Here is a 16,255-nt window from a genome sequence, read left to right as displayed (position 1 = left end):
TGCCCGCAGATGGGCAGGCCTTTTACCTATTATCCCCACACTCCTGAACACCTACCAGAAGACTACCCTGATGCTGCTTGATTCCATCCGCACCCAGCTCGATTCGCTCTCCAAGTCGGAGAAGAAGGTCGCGCTGGCCGTGCTTGACCAGCCGAACCAGACGGTCAGCCAGAACATCACGGCGCTGGCGAAAAGCGCGCAGGTGTCGGAACCGACCGTGGTGCGCTTTTGCCGCACCCTGGGCTATGACGGCTGGCATGAATTCAAGCTGAAACTGGCGCAGGGCCTGGCCCTGGCCATGCCGGGCGCGAACGAGCAGCCGGCGCAGGACGACCTGGCGGCCGACCTGGTCAACAAGATTTGCAGCCGCTCGATCAACACCCTGCTTGACCTGCGCAACAACCTGAACCCGGAAGCGATCCAGCGCGCGCTCGACATCCTGTCGCGCGCCAGCAAGATCGAATTCTATGGCCAGGGCACGTCCGGCATCGTGGCGGCCGATGCGCAGCACAAGTTCTTCCGCTCGGGCGTGCCGACGGTGGCCTACAGCGATCCGAACATCCACAGCATCGCGGCAGCCCTGCTGCGCGGCGGCGACTGCCTGGTGGCCATCTCGCAGCGAGGCAACAGTCCCGCCCTGGTGCGCTCCGTAAAACTGGCGCGCCGCGGCGGCGCCGACGTCATCGTGCTGGCCCCATCGGGCACGCCGCTGGCCGACCTGGCGACGGTGCTGATCCCGATCGACCTAATCTTCAACACCGACCCCTACACCCCGATTTCCGCGCGCCTGGCTTACCTGGTGGTGATCGACGTGCTGGCCGTGGGCCTGGCCCTGCAGCGTGGGCCTGAGTTCCGCAAGAAGATGCAGAATGCACAGAAGGCCTTGCAGGAATTCGACATGCAGTTCGATTCTTTTATTGGCTAGGCAGCAGAAATCCGGGGTCAGACCCGCCGGGTCTGACCCCAGCTCTCGATTTTGGCTTCCTGCCACTGCATTTCTTCCGCACCAAAAGGACTGAACCGCGCCCCGGATTATGTACAATAGTCCGGCAAGCCCATTCACTCTTTCCCGTGCAGCCATGAACCAACTCGAACAACTGAAGCAATTTACTACCGTGGTGGCCGACACCGGCGACTTCCAATCGATCCAGGCCTACACGCCGCGCGACGCGACGACGAATCCGTCGCTGATCCTGAAGGCCGTGCAGAAGGATGAATACAAGCCGCTGCTGGAAAAGGCCGTGCGCGACCATCCGCACGCCTCCAACGCCGAAATCATCGACCGCCTGCTGATCGCGTTTGGCGAGGAAATCCTGCAAATCATCCCCGGCCGCGTCTCGACCGAAGTCGATGCGCGCCTGTCGTTCGACACGGATGGCACGGTGGCCAAGGGCCGCGACCTGATCGCCCTGTATTCGAACGCCGGCATTCCACGCGAGCGCGTGCTGATCAAGATCGCCTCCACCTGGGAAGGCATCCGCGCCGCCGCCATCCTGGAAAAGGAAGGCATCCGCTGCAACATGACCCTGCTGTTCTCGCTGGCGCAGGCCATCGCCTGCGCCGAAGCGGGCGCGCAGCTGATTTCGCCCTTCGTCGGCCGCATCTACGACTGGTACAAGAAATCGACGGGCATCGATTACATGGGCGCGGAAGACCCGGGCGTGCAGTCGGTCCGGCGCATCTACAATTACTACCGCAAGTTCGGCTACAAGACCGAGGTGATGGGTGCGAGCTTCCGCAACACCTCGCAAATCCTCGAACTGGCCGGCTGCGACCTGCTCACCATCAGCCCCGACCTGCTGCAAAAGCTGGCCGACAGCGATGCACCCGTGGAGCGCAAGCTGAGCGCCGAAGCGGCGCCATCGACCAACATCGTGCACATGTCGCTCAACGAAGAAGCCTTCCGTTTCATGATGAATGAAGACGCGATGGCGACGGAGAAGCTGGCCGAAGGCATCCGCGCCTTCTGCGTCGATTCCGGCAAGCTGAAACAGATGATCGCGGCGCTGCGTTAATCGCCTATGCCCCCCAAAAAGCGGCGTCCGTGCACTGCACGGCGCCGCTTTTTTTTCGTCTCGCCCTCGCCCGCCTTCGTGAAAGCGAGCGCCAGGCGGGCGATCTGCAGCACGGGCGTGGCTGCAACAGTGAGCAAAAACAAGCCATTTTTTTCGTTTACCTGTTGGTCACTTATCAGTGCATACTATGTCGCACAGGCAATTAAATCCCCTCTGCGACAGGAGTTACGACCATGCACGCTCTCTCCCACCTTCGTATCGGCACCCGCCTGGCCGCAGGCTTCGCGCTGGTGCTGCTGCTGTCCGTGATTTCCACTTCGTACGCGCTGTACAGTGCCCGCGTGAATGCCGAAGCGACCCGGGAAATGATGGAAAAACCGCTGGCCAAGGAACGTCTGGTATCAGACTGGTATGTGCTGATTTACTCGGCCATCGCGCGCACCTCGATGATTGCCCGGAGCACGGATGAAACCCTGTCGGGCGTGTTTGCCGAGACCATCGCCGACAGCACCAAACAGGGCGGCGAGCTGCTGAAGAAAATCGAACCCCTGCTCGTCAGTGAGGAAGAAAAGGCCATCTTCAAGGCCTCCATCGCGGAACGCGTCAAATACCAGGATGCCAAGACCCAGGTGATGAACGCGCGCAAGGGCGGCAACGCGGCCCTGGCGGAAAGTACATACCGCGACAGCTTCGCGCCCGCCGCCACCAAATACCAGAACAACGTCAAGGCCCTGCTGGCGCAGCAGCGCCAGGCCATCGACGCGACGGCGCACGCGATCGAGGCAGCCAATGGGCGCAGCTTCACCCTGCTATTGCTGCTGTGCGCGCTGGTGGTAACCCTGGGCAGCATCTGCGCCTGGCTGATCACGCGCTCGATCACCGCGCCCCTGCAGGCGGCCGTGAAGGTGGCCGAGACGGTCGCTGCGGGCGACTTGCGCACGCATTTCGGCACGGCGGCCAGCGATGAAATCGGCGACCTGATGCGCGCGCTGCACGGCATGAACGAGGCACTGCGCAAGGTGGTGTCGGAAGTGCAGACGGGTACCAACGCGATTGCCACGGCATCGGGCGAAATCGCCGCCGGCAACCAGGATCTGTCGGCGCGCACGGAGCAGCAAGCCAGTTCGCTGGAAGAGACGGCGTCGTCGATGGAAGAATTGACCAGCACCGTGAAGCAGAATGCGGACAATGCGCGCCAGGCCAACCAGATGGCGGTCGCCGCGTCCAGCGTGGCCGAACGGGGCGGCAGCATCGTCAGCCAGGTGGTCGACACCATGGGTGCCATCGACACGGCGTCGACGAAAATCGTCGATATCATCGGCGTCATCGACGGCATCGCCTTCCAGACGAATATCCTGGCCCTGAACGCGGCCGTCGAAGCGGCGCGCGCCGGCGAACAGGGGCGCGGCTTTGCCGTCGTGGCCACGGAAGTGCGCAGCCTGGCGCAGCGCTCGGCGGCAGCGGCGCGCGAAATCAAGACCCTGATCGGCGACTCGGTGGAACAGGTCAACAACGGCACGCGGCTGGTGCAGCAGGCCGGCAGCACCATGAGCGAAGTGGTCGACAGCGTGCGCAGGGTCACCGACATCATGGCCGAGATCACCGCCGCCAGCGCCGAACAAAGCATGGGCATCGACCAGGTCAACCAGGCCATCGCGCAGATGGACCAGGTAACGCAGCAAAATGCGGCCCTGGTGGAGGAAGCCGCGGCGGCGGCCGAGAGCATGCAGGATCAGGCGGCGCGCCTGGCGCAGGTGGCGGCCGGCTTCCAGCTCGAACACGTGACACCGGCAGTGGCGCCGGTACGCGCCGCGCGGCCGGCCAGGACCGCCACCGCCGCCACGCCGCGGCTGGCAACGCAGCGCCAGTCCCAGGCGACGGCCAGCAAGCCGGCCGCACCCAGGGCTGCCGGTGCTGCGGCGCGCAAAACGCCATCGCACGTCGCCGGCGAGCAGGACTGGGAAGAGTTTTAAGCCTGCGGTGTTAAACCCTGCCTCAAGCGCCGTGCAGGCGGCAAGGCGCTTGAAACTATTTGACAGCGGCGCCAGGCGCGCCGATACTGGTTTCAGGTGGGACTGGCGCGCCACCGCGACATGAGACAGCCGGCGCCTCCAGGGAGAGACCATGCGTCCCTATCTTGTTTGCACCGCTTGCGTCGTGCGCCTGCTTGCCGTCCTCCTCTGCGCCACGCTGGCCGCCTGCGCCGCCGCACCGCCCGCCAGCTTGCCGCCCATCTTCAACGATAACGATTTTGCGCCGGCCCGCGCCGTCGATACCGGCCAGGTCTTCGCCCTCAGCGACGCCATGCGCCTATATGTGCAGACGCAAGTGCGGCACGCGGCGCGCAACGGCAATCCCCGCGTGGCGCTGTACGAAGCGCTGTACGACAAATCCAGGCTGAAGCTCGAGTACGATGCGGCCATGACCCGCAATGCGCGCGAAACGTTTGAGGCGCGCAGCGGCAACTGCCTGTCGCTGGTGATCATGACGGCAGCGCTGGCGCATGAATTGGGCTTGCAGGTGCGCTACCAGGAGGTACTGGGCGAAGCAAGCTGGAGCCGCAGCGGCGACATGTACTTTGTCGCCGGCCACGTCAACCTGGTGCTGGGCCAGCGCCTGGGCGAGAGCCCGAATAACTACGACACCAAGGGCATGATGGTGATCGACTTCCTGCCGTCCGGCGACGTGGCGGGCTACCGCACGCGCGAAATCAGTGAAGCGACCGTGCTGGCCATGTACCTGAACAACCGCGCCGCCGAAACCATGAGCGAGGGCCAGCTGGACCAGGCGTACTGGTGGGCCAGGGCGGCCCTCCTGCAGGATCCCTCGTTCAGCGGCGCCTACAACACTCTGGGCGTGATCCAGTTCCGCCATGGCGACCTGGCGCAAGCGCGGCGCACGCTGGCCCATGCGCTGATGCGCGCGCCGGACAATACGCTGCTGCTGTCGAACCTGGCGCAAGTTCTGGAAGCGTCCGGCCTGCCCGATGAAGCGCTGCCGCTGCGCCGGCGCCTGCTGGCGCTGCAGCCGCAGCCGCCCTTCCACTACTTCAACCTGGGCAAGGCGGCCATGCAGCAAAACGATTACGTCCAGGCGATCCGCCTGTTTTCACGCGAAATCGCGCGCGACCCGTACTACCACGAATTCCACTTCTGGCTGGCGCAGGCGTATGCCCGCCTGGGCCAACTCGCGCAGGCGGACCGGCAGCTGGAACTGGCGATGGACAACAGCACCACGCGCAGCGAGCACGGGCTGTATGCGGCCAAGCTGCAGCGCCTGCGCGCCACCACCGCGCATTAATCTTCCAGGAACATCTGCTGCAGGTCATTCAGGAAGCACAATCCCAGCTCCGTCGGGCGGATGACCTGGTGGTCGCGGTACAGCAAGCCTTTCGCTTCGGCCGCATTCAGCGGCTGCTCGATGGCGTTGAGGGCCAGGCCCGTGCGTTCGGCGAACAGGTTCGGCGAAAAACCCTGCGTCAGGCGCAGGGTATTGAGCATGAATTCAAAACCCATCTCCTCGCGCGCCAGCTCGCGCTCTTCCTGCACCGGCACGCCGGCCAGTACCGCGTCCATGTAGGCGCGCGGCTGCTTGTAGCGGGCCTGGCGCAGCACGCGATGCGGGAACGAAATCTTCGAGTGGGCGCCCGCGCCGATGCCCAGGTAGTCGCCGAATTCCCAGTAATTGCGGTTGTGTTTAGCCTGGCGGCCCGGCTGCGCATACGCCGACACTTCGTAGCGGCCATAACCGGCCTGCGCCGCACGCGCGGCCACCATGTCGGCGATGTCGGCGCTCTCGTCGTCGTCCGGCAGCACCGGAGGATACTTGGCGAACAGGGTGTTCGGTTCCAGCGTCAGGTGGTACAGCGACAAATGCGGCGGCGCGAACGACAGCGCCGTTTCCAGGTCCTGCTGCGCCTCGGCCAGGGTTTGCGTGGGCAGCGCGTACATCAGGTCGAGATTGAAATTGTCGAAATTGGCGTGCGCGATGTCCACCGCGCGGCGCGCCTCGTTGTCGTCATGGATGCGCCCCAGCGCCTGCAAATGGCGGCCATTGAAGCTCTGGATGCCGATCGACAGGCGGTTGATGCCGCTGGCCCGGTAAGACTTGAATTTTTCCGCTTCGAAGGTGCCCGGATTGGCTTCCATGGTGATTTCGCAATCGGGTTCCAGTGGCAGCAGGGTGCGCACGTCCGACATCAGCCGGTCCAGCCCCGCCGCCGACATCAGGCTGGGCGTGCCGCCACCGATGAAAATGGTGTGGATCTTGCGGCCCCAGATCAGCGGCAGCGCCATTTCCAGGTCCAGCCGCAGGGCCGCCAGGTACTCCGCTTCCGGCAAGTCACCGCGCACCTCGTGCGAATTGAAATCGCAATACGGGCATTTTTTCACGCACCACGGGAAATGGATGTACAGCGACAGCGGCGGCAGGGCCGTCAGGTTCAGCGCGCCCGGCTGCAGGTACTTCAGGGCCGCTCCGGCCGCGCCGGAAATGCCTTCCTGCGGCGCGGGCGAGGCTCCGGGCCTGGCTGCCGACTTGGCAACGGCGCCCACCAGTTTGATCGGAATCATCGCAGGGTCCGCAGCTTGTCGACCAGCGCGCGCAGGGCCTGGCCACGGTGCGACAGCGCGTTCTTTTCATCGGACGTCAGTTCGGCCGCGCACTTGCCCAGCGCGGGAATGAAGAAATGCGGATCGTAGCCAAAGCCGCCGTTGCCGCGCGCAATGGCGATCATTTCACCATTCCAGCGGCCGTCGGCGATCACCGGTTGCGGGTCGTCCGCATGGCGCACGTACACCAGCACGCAGTAGTAATACGCGGACTTGTCGGCATGCGCCTCCAGGTCGGCGATCAGCTTGGCGCTGTTGGCGGCATCCGATTTCGGCTCGCCCGCATAGCGGGCCGAGTACACGCCCGGCGCGCCGCCGAGCGCATTGACGCACACGCCGGAATCGTCGGCCAGCGCCGGCAAGCCCGTCAGGCGCGACGCGTGGCGCGCCTTTTGCAGGGCGTTTTCAACGAAGGTGTGGAATGGTTCGTCGCTTTCCGGCACGGCATACTCGCCCTGGGCGTGGACGGAAAAACCGATGGTCGAGAGCAGCTCGTTGAATTCCTTGAGCTTGCCGGCGTTGTTGGAGGCGAGGATGAGGCGTTGGGTCATGTCAGTAGTCCGGTTGAAGTGCCGACATTGTAAACCCTTTGCGCTCCCCTCACCGCGCCCCGCCGCCGCGCTCAACGGCGGCGAGTGTGGGCTTTTTGCCCGGCGCGGCGGGCAACGACATGTAAATCTATGTAAAGATTACATGCCGAGAGATTGCTTTTGCAGGGCGATCAGGTCGGCGATGCCGCCCTGCGCCAGGTCCAGCAAGCGGTTCATGCCGGCGCGGTCGAACGCGGCGCCTTCGGCCGTGCCCTGCACTTCGATGAAGTGGCCCGCTTCCGTCATCACGACGTTCATGTCCGTGTCGCAGCCCGAGTCTTCCACATAGTCCAGGTCCAGCACCGGCATGCCCTGGTAGACGCCCACCGAGATGGCGGCGACAAAGCTTTTCACGGGGATGGCGGCAATCGCGCCGCGCGCCTGCAACTGGGAAAACGCGTCATACGCGGCCACCATGGCGCCCGTGATCGAGGCCGTGCGCGTGCCGCCATCGGCCTGGATGACGTCGCAATCGAGGTGCAAGGTGCGTTCGCCGAACGCCTGCAGATCAAAGGCGGCGCGCAGCGAGCGGCCGATCAGGCGCTGGATTTCCTGCGTACGGCCGGACTGCTTGCCGCGCGCCGCTTCGCGGTCCATGCGCGTGTGCGTCGAGCGCGGCAGCATGCCGTACTCGGCCGTCATCCAACCCTGGCCCTTGCCCTTCAGGAAACCCGGCACCTTGTCTTCGATGCTGGCAGTGCAGATGACCTTGGTATCGCCACACTCGATCAGCACCGAGCCTTCGGCATGCTTGGTGTACTGGCGGGTGATGCGGATGGCGCGCAGCGCGTCGACGGCGCGGCCGCTCGGGCGGGATTCAAATGTCATGGGGTGTCCTGTGTGATTGGGGTTGCGGCCGCGATTTTACCACCGCGGCGCCATGACACGGCGCAGGGCGGGTCCGCGCACAAGATCCCTACAATCCTGCCCCGCCAAACACAATTTTCTTTACAATGCCGTAAAACGCACACTATCCAGCAATTTTCAGGCCATCGAGCACTTCGGTCCTGTTTTGCAGCGCGGGCGGTATTGCCTGCGCTGGCTGATTAAGTGTATAAGTGACTGTATATAAGACCAAATCGGGGAATCCTTTGAGCATTTCAAGCATGACAGGCTACGCGGTTGCCACCAGCGAAGGTGCTGCAGGCACACTGACAATTGAAATCAAGAGCGTCAACTCGCGCTTTCTCGACCTGCAATTCCGTATCAACGACGATCTGCGGGCGCTGGAGCCTGACTTGCGCGCCGCCGTCATGTCCGCCATCACGCGCGGCAAAGTCGAGGTACGCCTGAGCTTTGGCCGCAAGGCCGCCACCGCCGGCACGCAGGCGCTGAACCTGCCCCTGCTGGCCGAACTGGCGCGCCTGCAAAACGAAGTGGGCCAGCATTTTGTCTCCGCCCCCGTCATGACGGTGGCCGAACTGCTGCGCTGGCCGGGCATCATCGAAGAAGCGCAAGTGGGACAAGAGTCCTTGCAGGCGGACGTGGGCGCGCTGACCAAACGCACGGTGGCGGCCTTCGTCGACAGCCGCAAGCGCGAAGGCGCGGCGCTCGAAGCGGTGCTGGTGTCGCGCATCGAAGCGATGGAAGCCATCGTCAAGCGCATCACGCCCTTGATTCCGCAGGTGGTGGCGGCCTTCCAGCAAAAGGCCATCGAGCGCATGCAGGATGCGCTGGGCCTGGCCAGCCAGGGCTCGAATTCAGCCCTGTCGCGCCAGGACGCCATGGAGCGCATCCGCCAGGAAGTCATTTTGTACGGCATCCGCATCGATGTGTCGGAAGAACTGGCGCGCCTGTCGGCCCACCTGGGCGAAACGCGCCACATCCTCACCAAGGGCGGGCAAGTGGGCAAGCGCCTCGACTTCATGATGCAGGAACTCAATCGCGAAGCCAATACGCTGGGCGCCAAGGCTTCCGTCAAGGAACTGGCCGACGCCTCGATGGACTTGAAGCTGCTGATCGAGCAGATGCGCGAACAGGTGCAGAACCTGGAGTAAGGGCCAGCCTTGCCAGGCACTATCCATGCTGGCCTCGTTGGGACTGGCTCACAGCCTTGCCTCTTGGTAAAATACCGGATTGGGCGCCGCTTGCGCGAGCATCGGCGCCAACAACACGATTATTGAAAGATCCGCATGAGCCACCCTACCGCCTTCTCCGGCAGCCTGTTCGTGGTCGCCGCGCCATCGGGCGCCGGCAAATCGACACTGGTCAATGCATTGCTGGCGCAAGAGCCCGGCATCAAATTGTCGATTTCGACCACCACGCGCGCACCCCGTCCGGGCGAGCAGCACGGCCGCGAATACTACTTCACGACGGCGGAAGACTTTGTCGCGCGCGCCGACCAGGGCGAGTTCCTGGAATGGGCGGAAGTGCATGGCAATTACTATGGCACTTCGCGCATCATGGTGGAACAGCAAATGCTGGCCGGCACCGACATCCTGCTGGAAATCGACTGGCAAGGCGCGCGCCAGGTGCGCAAGCAATTCCCCCGCGCAGCCGGTATTTTCATCCTGCCGCCATCGATCGATGCGCTCGAAGAGCGCCTGAACAAGCGCGGCCAGGACGAGCAGCACGTGATCACGCGCCGCCTGCTGGCGGCCGGCGGCGAAATCGCACACGCTCCCGAGTTCGAGTATGTTATTATCAATGAAGAGTTTACGGTCGCTTTGTCCGAACTGAGCGCGATCGTGAGAGCGGCCCGTTGCCGGTTTGCGCAACAAGCGGCCCGCAACGCATCGCTATTCGCCCAGCTTGGCCTGCACGCAGAGTAATTCGTCTGCACGCCAGTTCACACAGCGCCACGCACCACGCATAAAATTTAGGAGTTACTATGGCCCGTATCACAATCGAAGATTGCCTGAAGCAGATCCCTAACCGTTTCCAGCTGACCCTGGCTGCAACCTACCGCGCACGTCAGTTGTTGCAAGGCCACACCCCAAAGGTGGAAGCCAAGGACAAGCCTACCGTTGTCGCACTGCGTGAAATCGCTGCCGGTAAAGTCGGCATCGAAATGCTGAAAAAAGTCCCGATGTAATTGGGAAGCCGCGTGCCGGAACAGTGCTGACCCCTGGTTCTACCGTATCCTTTATTCACACTGTAAAGCAACGCGACGTTTTATGAGTCCGACTCCAGCCGACACGACTTCTGCAGCACTGCCGCCCCTGGCCCCGCGCCAGGCGGCAAAATTACAAGGCGCTTCCGCGTCCGGCGCTGGTACGTCCACCGGGACCACCTCCGCCACACCGCCAGCACCCGCCTTGGGCGTGGCCTCCGTTAGCCACCTGGCCGACAAGCTGGCCGAATACCTGTCCCCCGCCGACCTGAAAAAAGTCAAGGAAGCCTACCGCTTCTCCGACGAAATGCACCTGGGCCAGATGCGCCGCTCGGGCGAGCCGTATATCTCGCATCCGATCGCCGTCGCCGAAATCTGCGCCGACTGGAAACTCGACGCGCAAGCCATCATGGCCGCCCTGCTGCATGACGTCATGGAAGACCAGGACGTCAAGAAGGAAGAATTGATCGAGCGCTTCGGTGCGCCCGTAGCGCACCTGGTCGATGGCCTGTCGAAGCTGGAAAAGATCGAATTCCAGAGCCAGATCGAAGCGCAGGCGGAAAACTTCCGCAAAATGCTGCTGGCCATGGCGTCCGACGTGCGCGTGATCCTGATCAAACTGGCCGACCGCCTGCACAATATGCGCACGCTCGATTTCATGACGGCGGCAAAAAAACGCCGCATCGCCAGCGAGACCATGGAAGTGTACGTGCCGATCGCGCACCGCCTCGGCCTGAACAATATTTACCACGAGTTGCAGGACCTGTCTTTCTCGCACCTGTATCCGATGCGCTACCGCACCCTGGCGAAAGCCGTCAAGGCGGCGCGCGGCAACCGGCGCGAAGTGGTCAACAAGATCATGGAAGCGGTGAAAAGCACCTTGTCCATGGCCGAACTCGAGGCCGACGTCACGGGCCGCGAAAAGACCCTGTACGACATCTATAAAAAGATGCGCAGCAAGCATTTGTCGTTTTCGCAAGTGCTGGACGTGTACGGCTTCCGCGTGGTGGTGGGCAGTTTTGCCGACTGTTACGTGACCCTGGGCACCCTGCACAGCCTGTACAAGCCGATGCCGGGCAAGTTCAAGGATTACATCGCGATCCGCAAGCTGAACGGCTACCAGTCGCTGCACACGACCGTCATCGGCCCCTACGGCACCCCCGTCGAATTCCAGATCCGCACGCAGGAAATGCACCGCACGGCCGAATCGGGCGTGGCGGCGCACTGGCTGTACAAGAGCGGCGAATCGAACCCGTCCGACCTGCAGCAGCGCACGCACGCGTGGCTGCAATCGCTGCTCGACATCCAGCAGCAGACGGGCGACTCGGCCGAATTCCTCGAACACGTCAAGGTCGACCTGTTCCCCGATTCCGTCTACGTGTTTACGCCGAAATCGAAGATCATCGCCCTGCCGCGCGGCGCCACGGCCATCGACTTCGCCTATTCGATCCATACGGGTATCGGCGACCAGACCGTGGCCGTGAAAATCAACAACGAAACCTCGCCGCTGCGCACCGAGCTGCACAATGGCGACATCGTCGAGATCATCACCGATTCCTCGTCGCGCCCCAGCCCCACCTGGCTGTCGTTCGTGCGCACCGGCAAGGCCCGTTCGGCCATCCGCCACCATTTGCGCACGATCAACCTGCCCGAATCGATCGCCCTGGGCCAGCAATTGCTGTCGCAGGCACTGCACACCCTGAACATCGACGCCGACCTGCCGGCGCCCTTGGTCGAACGCCTGCTCAACGAATCGAGCGCCAATTCCATGGACGAGCTGTACGCGGACATCGGCATCGGCAAGCGCATGGCTACTCTGGTGGCACGCCACATTTTTGGCCTGATCGGCGGCGAAGCGGCCAGCATGCCGGTGGAGCACAACAGCGGCAACGAACTCGACCCCGTCACCATCTGCGGCAGCGAAGGCGTCTCGGTGCAGCTGGCGCCATGCTGTTTGCCGATTCCGGGCGACCAGATCATCGGCCAGCTGCGCCGCGACCAGGGTTTGCTCGTGCACACGAGCGACTGCTCGCAAGCGAAGCGCCAGCGCGCCAAGGAACCGGACCGCTGGATCGCCGTGCGCTGGGGCACCGAACTGAACCGCCGCTTCGACTGCCGCATCAAGGTACTGATCAACAGCGAACGGGGCATCCTGGCCAGAGTCGCCGCCGAAATCGGCGAGTCCGACGCCAACATCATCTATGTGGGCATGGATGAAGACAAGGACAACGTCCTCGACCAACTGCGCTTCACCGTGCAAGTGAAAGACCGCGTCCACCTGGCCGCCCTGCTGCGTAATGTGCGCAGGGTCGCAGGCGTCAACCGCATCCTGCGCGAGCGTAATTAGACCCCAAGGCAAATACTGGGGTCGGACCCGCCGGGGGAATACGTCCCAGTGGGACGTATTCCGATCGCGGAGCGACCGACCCCGGATCCCCGCTGCGGACTACCGGCGCATTTCCGCGACTCGCCGTAAAAACGCCTGATCGCCTACCGCAAATTCAGCATCGGCAGCGTCCCGCAGCTCACCGATGCAGCATGCGGTCAATTCTTCGTTAAACAGGGATTGATACGTCTTTGTCCGTTCAGACGCGTCACGTCCAAGCATCAAATACAAGGAATGCGGAGACAGCAGATCATCTTGTACGCCCTGCGCATTGCTCCGATAGCTGGACCAACAATATTGCCCAGGTAATGCCACGATACCGGCCCTGACGGGATTGAGTTCGATATAGCGCTGGCAAATCAATAAGTAACGCTCGCCTGAACCATGCAAGATTTGTAGCGGCCTTCCCACAAGCTGCCGGTACGACCATAACGCCAGTTGAAATACTGCACATAACGCTGGTTCAGCATTTTCATCATCGACGACAAGGAGTCTGTATTTTGCGTGGAAAGCAAAAGATGCACATGATTGCTCATGACCACATACGCATGCAGATAGCACGGCGCAAGCGCTAAACAACTACGCAGATAGTCAAGATAGCGCTGCTTATCCTGCCCATCAAGAAAGCATGCTTGGCGATTCACTCCACGCTGCACCACATGCAGCGGAACGCCGGGCAAGACAAGCCGGAGGCGACGGGGCATGGCAACTCCTGATACCAACTAAATGATCAGTGTGCCAGCACCCGCCTCAGGCGCCCTGCGTCACCGCAAACTACCCCTCCACCGGCGCTGGATACGTCACTTCCAGCAACTCCAGCTCTTGCTCGCCCTGCGGCGTGTTGAGGGTGATGAGGTCGCCTTCGCGGGCCTTGGTGATGGTGCGCGCCATCGGCGAGACCCAGCTGATCTTGCCGTTCAGGGGGTCGAATTCATCGATGCCGACGATGGTGATGGTGTGCGTTGCGCCGTCGCTGGTGCGGTAAGTAACCGTGGCGCCGAAAAACACCTGGTCGTTGCCATGGTGCACGCTGGGGTCGACGATGGCGGCCAGATCCATGCGTTTGGTCAGGAAGCGGATGCGGCGGTCGATTTCGCGCAGGCGCCGCTTGCCGTAGATATAGTCGCCATTTTCCGAACGGTCGCCATTCGACGCCGCCCAATGCACGATACGCACCACTTCCGGACGGTCGACGTCGATCAGCTGCAGCAACTCTTCCTTGATGCGCTGGTAGCCGGCCGGCGTGATGTAGTTCTTGGCGCCGGCGGGAATGGCCAGCGCCAGCGCGGCCGCTTCTTCATCGTCGTCGTTGTCGGATTCTTTTACAAAGGCTTTATTCATCCGCCTATTGTAGCCCCGCCAGGGAGCCACGGGCACACCGGATGCGGGGGCAGCCGGGCTTTTTTGACGTATCATCGTGGCAATCGCGGCAAACCTGCGCCGCACACGGAGACGGATGAAAAAATTCTACAGAGTCAGGCGCTGGCTGTTCGCGCCGCTGGTCTACCTGGCGGCCATCTGCCTGCTGATCGAGGAATGGCTGTGGGCGACGGGCGCGCGCATCATGCAGGTGGTGGCGCAATTTCCGCCCCTGCATACGCTCGAAGCGTGGATCAAGCGCCTGCCGCCGTACTGGGCGCTGGCCATCTTCGTGCTGCCGGCCGTGCTGCTGTTTCCCGTCAAGCTGCTGGCCCTGCTGGCGATCGCGCGCGGCCATGCGTTTTCCGGCATCGGCGTGATCGTCATCGCCAAGCTGGGCGGCGCGGCCGCCGTGGCCCGCCTGTACAGCCTGACGCGCCCTACCCTGCTCAGTTTGCCGTGGTTTGCGCGTTGGCATGGCCTGTTCATGGAAACCAAGGACCGCTGGATCGCCCGCCTGCGCGCCACGCGTCCGTGGCGCCGCGTCAGCCGCCTGTCAGCCGCGCTGGGCCGCGCCCGCCGCGCCTGGTGGCAGCGCTTGCGCAAGGGCACGCCAGGCCGTCATCATTCCCGCCCGGCCAGAGTGCTGCGCCGCTTCGCCGCCTTCTGGCGCGCCCGCCGCTAATGAAAAAAGGCCATCCCATGCACGATACTGCCCGGCTCGCCCCCGCCATGCGCGCGGCGGCGCGGGAAATCTACCTGTACGACGCGGTCAGCCTGCAATTGCTGGACGCCAACGATGCCGCCTGCGACAACTTGCAGTACGCACGCAAGGAGTTGCTGGCGATGACGCCCTTCACCCTGGCGCCACAGCTCGACGCGCAGCAACTGGCCGCCGTGCTGGCCGCCCTGGACGACAGCATCGGCGCGCAAGCCTTGCTGCACGTGCAGCAGCGCCGCCGCGATGGCAGCCTGTATTCGCTCAGCCTGCACCTGTCGCGCGCCAGCCGCCAGAACCGTGCCCTGCTGCTGGCCGAGGGCGAAGACTTGCGCACGCCACAGGCGACGGCCGCCGCCCTGGCGCAGGTGCAGTCGCGCTTCAACGCCATCGTCTCGAATACGCCGGGGCTGGTGTACCAGTTTTGCCTGCATGCGGACGGGCGAGCGTCCTTTGCCTACCTGAGCGATGGCTGCCAGGCCCTGCTGGGCCTGGAGCCGGCACAGCTGCACGCGCGCCCGGAACTGTTCTACCAGCTGATCCTGGCCGACGACCACGCCTCGTATCTGGAGTCGATGCAGGCCTCAAAAAACGCCTTGTGGAGCTGGAACTGGGAAGGCCGCATCTGGATCGATGCCTGGAAGGATGTCAAATGGATCAACTTGCGCTCCACGCCGCGCGCGCTGGCCGACGGCACGGTGCAGTGGGAAGGCATCATGACGAATATCACGGAAAGCCGGCTGGAACAGATCGAAGTGCGCCAGTCGCGCGCCCGCCTGGCCGAGCTGACTGCGCATATCGACAAGGTCAAGGAACACGAACGCACCCGCCTGGCGCGCGAACTGCACGATGACCTGGGCGGCAATTTGACGGCGATCAAGATGGCGCTGGCCATGCTGGCGCGCCGCCTGCCGCCGGACGACCCGCAGTTGCAGGAAAAGGCCGACTATGTCGATGCCCTGGTCGACCGCAGCATCGACGCCGTGCACCGCATTTCGCTGGACTTGCGCCCCTCCATGCTGGACCTGGGCCTGGTTGCCGCGCTGGACTGGCAGGTGAAGGAATTCGCGCGCCAGGCCGGCATCGAATGCGAATTCATTTCCAACCGCCAGCATATTGAACTGGAACTGGACCAGGCGACCAGCCTGTTCCGCATCGCCCAGGAGGCACTGACGAATATCGCCAAGCATGCGCAGGCCAGCAAGGTCAGCGTGCGCCTGGCCCGGCAGCGCCAGCATCTGAGCCTGTCGATCGCCGACAATGGCGTCGGCATGCGCCTGTCCGACCGCGCCAAGCCGCAGTCGTTCGGCATCCGCGGCATGGCCGAACGCGCCAGCGCGCTGGGCGGCACCCTGAGCCTGGTGGATGGACCCGATGGCGGCACTCTCCTGAGCATAAAAATCCGGCTGACCACGCCGCGAGAGGCGATAATAGCGGCTGCAGCCAGCGCACCAGCGCAAAGCGGAGCGCCATAAGGCCACAGGGTCGCCGCAGGGCGCAGGGATTCAGATAGGAAACAACGCAG

At 63.4% G+C, this 16,255-nt stretch carries 15 protein-coding genes; 10 read left to right on the top strand and 5 right to left on the bottom strand.

Going from position 1 to position 16,255, the window contains the following annotated elements; genetic code table 11:
- Window positions 1–70: 70 nt before the first annotated feature.
- The 4 genes from ACP7EG_RS00870 (at window position 71) to ACP7EG_RS00855 (ending at window position 5,315) form a co-directional block, all read left to right on the top strand.
- A complete protein-coding gene (locus ACP7EG_RS00870; RefSeq protein ID WP_426086039.1) occupies window positions 71–925 on the top strand; it encodes an SIS domain-containing protein in 855 nt (284 codons plus the stop codon).
- A gap of 154 nt (window positions 926–1,079) precedes the next feature.
- The gene (gene tal / locus ACP7EG_RS00865; protein WP_141170403.1) at window positions 1,080–2,015 is read left to right on the top strand and encodes a transaldolase; all 936 of its coding nucleotides are present in this window, start codon (window positions 1,080–1,082) and stop codon (window positions 2,013–2,015) included.
- Window positions 2,016–2,248: 233 nt separating this feature from the next.
- Window positions 2,249–3,988 carry a methyl-accepting chemotaxis protein gene (locus ACP7EG_RS00860; RefSeq protein WP_426086038.1) on the top strand — a complete coding sequence of 580 codons (1,740 nt, stop codon included), beginning with the start codon at window positions 2,249–2,251 and terminating at the stop codon, window positions 3,986–3,988.
- 151 nt (window positions 3,989–4,139) lie between these two features.
- Window positions 4,140–5,315, top strand: coding sequence for a tetratricopeptide repeat protein (locus tag ACP7EG_RS00855; protein WP_426086037.1), 1,176 nt, complete (start codon window positions 4,140–4,142; stop codon window positions 5,313–5,315).
- Here ACP7EG_RS00855 and hemW read toward each other — a convergent pair.
- The 3 genes from hemW to rph all read right to left on the bottom strand — a co-directional run bounded on the left by hemW (window position 5,312) and on the right by rph (window position 8,043).
- Window positions 5,312–6,586 carry a radical SAM family heme chaperone HemW gene (gene hemW, locus ACP7EG_RS00850; protein WP_426086036.1) on the bottom strand — a complete coding sequence of 425 codons (1,275 nt, stop codon included), beginning with the start codon at window positions 6,584–6,586 and terminating at the stop codon, window positions 5,312–5,314. The two genes, ACP7EG_RS00855 and hemW, sit on opposite strands and share 4 nt — an antisense overlap.
- The gene (gene rdgB, locus ACP7EG_RS00845; RefSeq protein WP_426086035.1) at window positions 6,583–7,176 is read right to left on the bottom strand and encodes an RdgB/HAM1 family non-canonical purine NTP pyrophosphatase; all 594 of its coding nucleotides are present in this window, start codon (window positions 7,174–7,176) and stop codon (window positions 6,583–6,585) included. Before rdgB ends, hemW begins: the two co-directional genes overlap by 4 nt.
- A 138-nt stretch (window positions 7,177–7,314) precedes the next feature.
- Complete coding sequence (rph, locus tag ACP7EG_RS00840; RefSeq protein ID WP_071075880.1) at window positions 7,315–8,043, bottom strand: ribonuclease PH; 729 nt, start codon at window positions 8,041–8,043, stop codon at window positions 7,315–7,317.
- Between the two features lie 278 nt (window positions 8,044–8,321).
- On the opposite strand from rph, the gene ACP7EG_RS00835 reads away from it, so the two are divergent.
- The 4 genes from ACP7EG_RS00835 to ACP7EG_RS00820 all read left to right on the top strand — a co-directional run bounded on the left by ACP7EG_RS00835 (window position 8,322) and on the right by ACP7EG_RS00820 (window position 12,614).
- Window positions 8,322–9,212, top strand: a complete 891-nt coding sequence (locus tag ACP7EG_RS00835; RefSeq protein ID WP_034787070.1) for a YicC/YloC family endoribonuclease — start codon at window positions 8,322–8,324, stop codon at window positions 9,210–9,212.
- A gap of 135 nt (window positions 9,213–9,347) precedes the next feature.
- Window positions 9,348–9,986, top strand: coding sequence for a guanylate kinase (gene gmk, locus ACP7EG_RS00830; protein ID WP_099762610.1), 639 nt, complete (start codon window positions 9,348–9,350; stop codon window positions 9,984–9,986).
- A 59-nt stretch (window positions 9,987–10,045) separates the two neighbouring features.
- The gene (rpoZ, locus tag ACP7EG_RS00825; protein WP_010400723.1) at window positions 10,046–10,249 is read left to right on the top strand and encodes a DNA-directed RNA polymerase subunit omega; all 204 of its coding nucleotides are present in this window, start codon (window positions 10,046–10,048) and stop codon (window positions 10,247–10,249) included.
- 82 nt (window positions 10,250–10,331) lie between these two features.
- Complete coding sequence (locus ACP7EG_RS00820) at window positions 10,332–12,614, top strand: RelA/SpoT family protein (protein WP_426086034.1); 2,283 nt, start codon at window positions 10,332–10,334, stop codon at window positions 12,612–12,614.
- Between the two features lie 398 nt (window positions 12,615–13,012).
- Here ACP7EG_RS00820 and ACP7EG_RS00815 read toward each other — a convergent pair whose 3' ends face one another.
- Together ACP7EG_RS00815 and greB are read right to left on the bottom strand one after the other, a co-directional pair.
- Window positions 13,013–13,357: a transposase gene (locus ACP7EG_RS00815; protein WP_426086032.1), complete on the bottom strand. Its 345-nt coding sequence runs from the start codon at window positions 13,355–13,357 to the stop codon at window positions 13,013–13,015.
- A gap of 70 nt (window positions 13,358–13,427) precedes the next feature.
- Window positions 13,428–13,994 carry a transcription elongation factor GreB gene (greB, locus tag ACP7EG_RS00810; protein ID WP_426086031.1) on the bottom strand — a complete coding sequence of 189 codons (567 nt, stop codon included), beginning with the start codon at window positions 13,992–13,994 and terminating at the stop codon, window positions 13,428–13,430.
- Between the two features lie 115 nt (window positions 13,995–14,109).
- Between greB and ACP7EG_RS00805 the strand changes: the two genes are divergently transcribed.
- Both ACP7EG_RS00805 and ACP7EG_RS00800 read left to right on the top strand, forming a co-directional pair.
- A complete protein-coding gene (locus ACP7EG_RS00805; protein ID WP_426086030.1) occupies window positions 14,110–14,697 on the top strand; it encodes a hypothetical protein in 588 nt (195 codons plus the stop codon).
- 17 nt (window positions 14,698–14,714) lie between these two features.
- The gene (locus tag ACP7EG_RS00800; RefSeq protein WP_426086029.1) at window positions 14,715–16,205 is read left to right on the top strand and encodes a histidine kinase; all 1,491 of its coding nucleotides are present in this window, start codon (window positions 14,715–14,717) and stop codon (window positions 16,203–16,205) included.
- The last annotated feature ends 50 nt before the right edge of the window (window positions 16,206–16,255 follow it).

It is taken from the genome of Janthinobacterium sp. PSPC1-1, assembly GCF_049897625.1.
GTDB lineage: Bacteria > Pseudomonadota > Gammaproteobacteria > Burkholderiales > Burkholderiaceae_D > Janthinobacterium > Janthinobacterium tructae.
The sequence above is the reverse complement of the archived record's forward strand: the minus strand, read 5'-3'. Positions and strand labels throughout refer to the sequence as shown.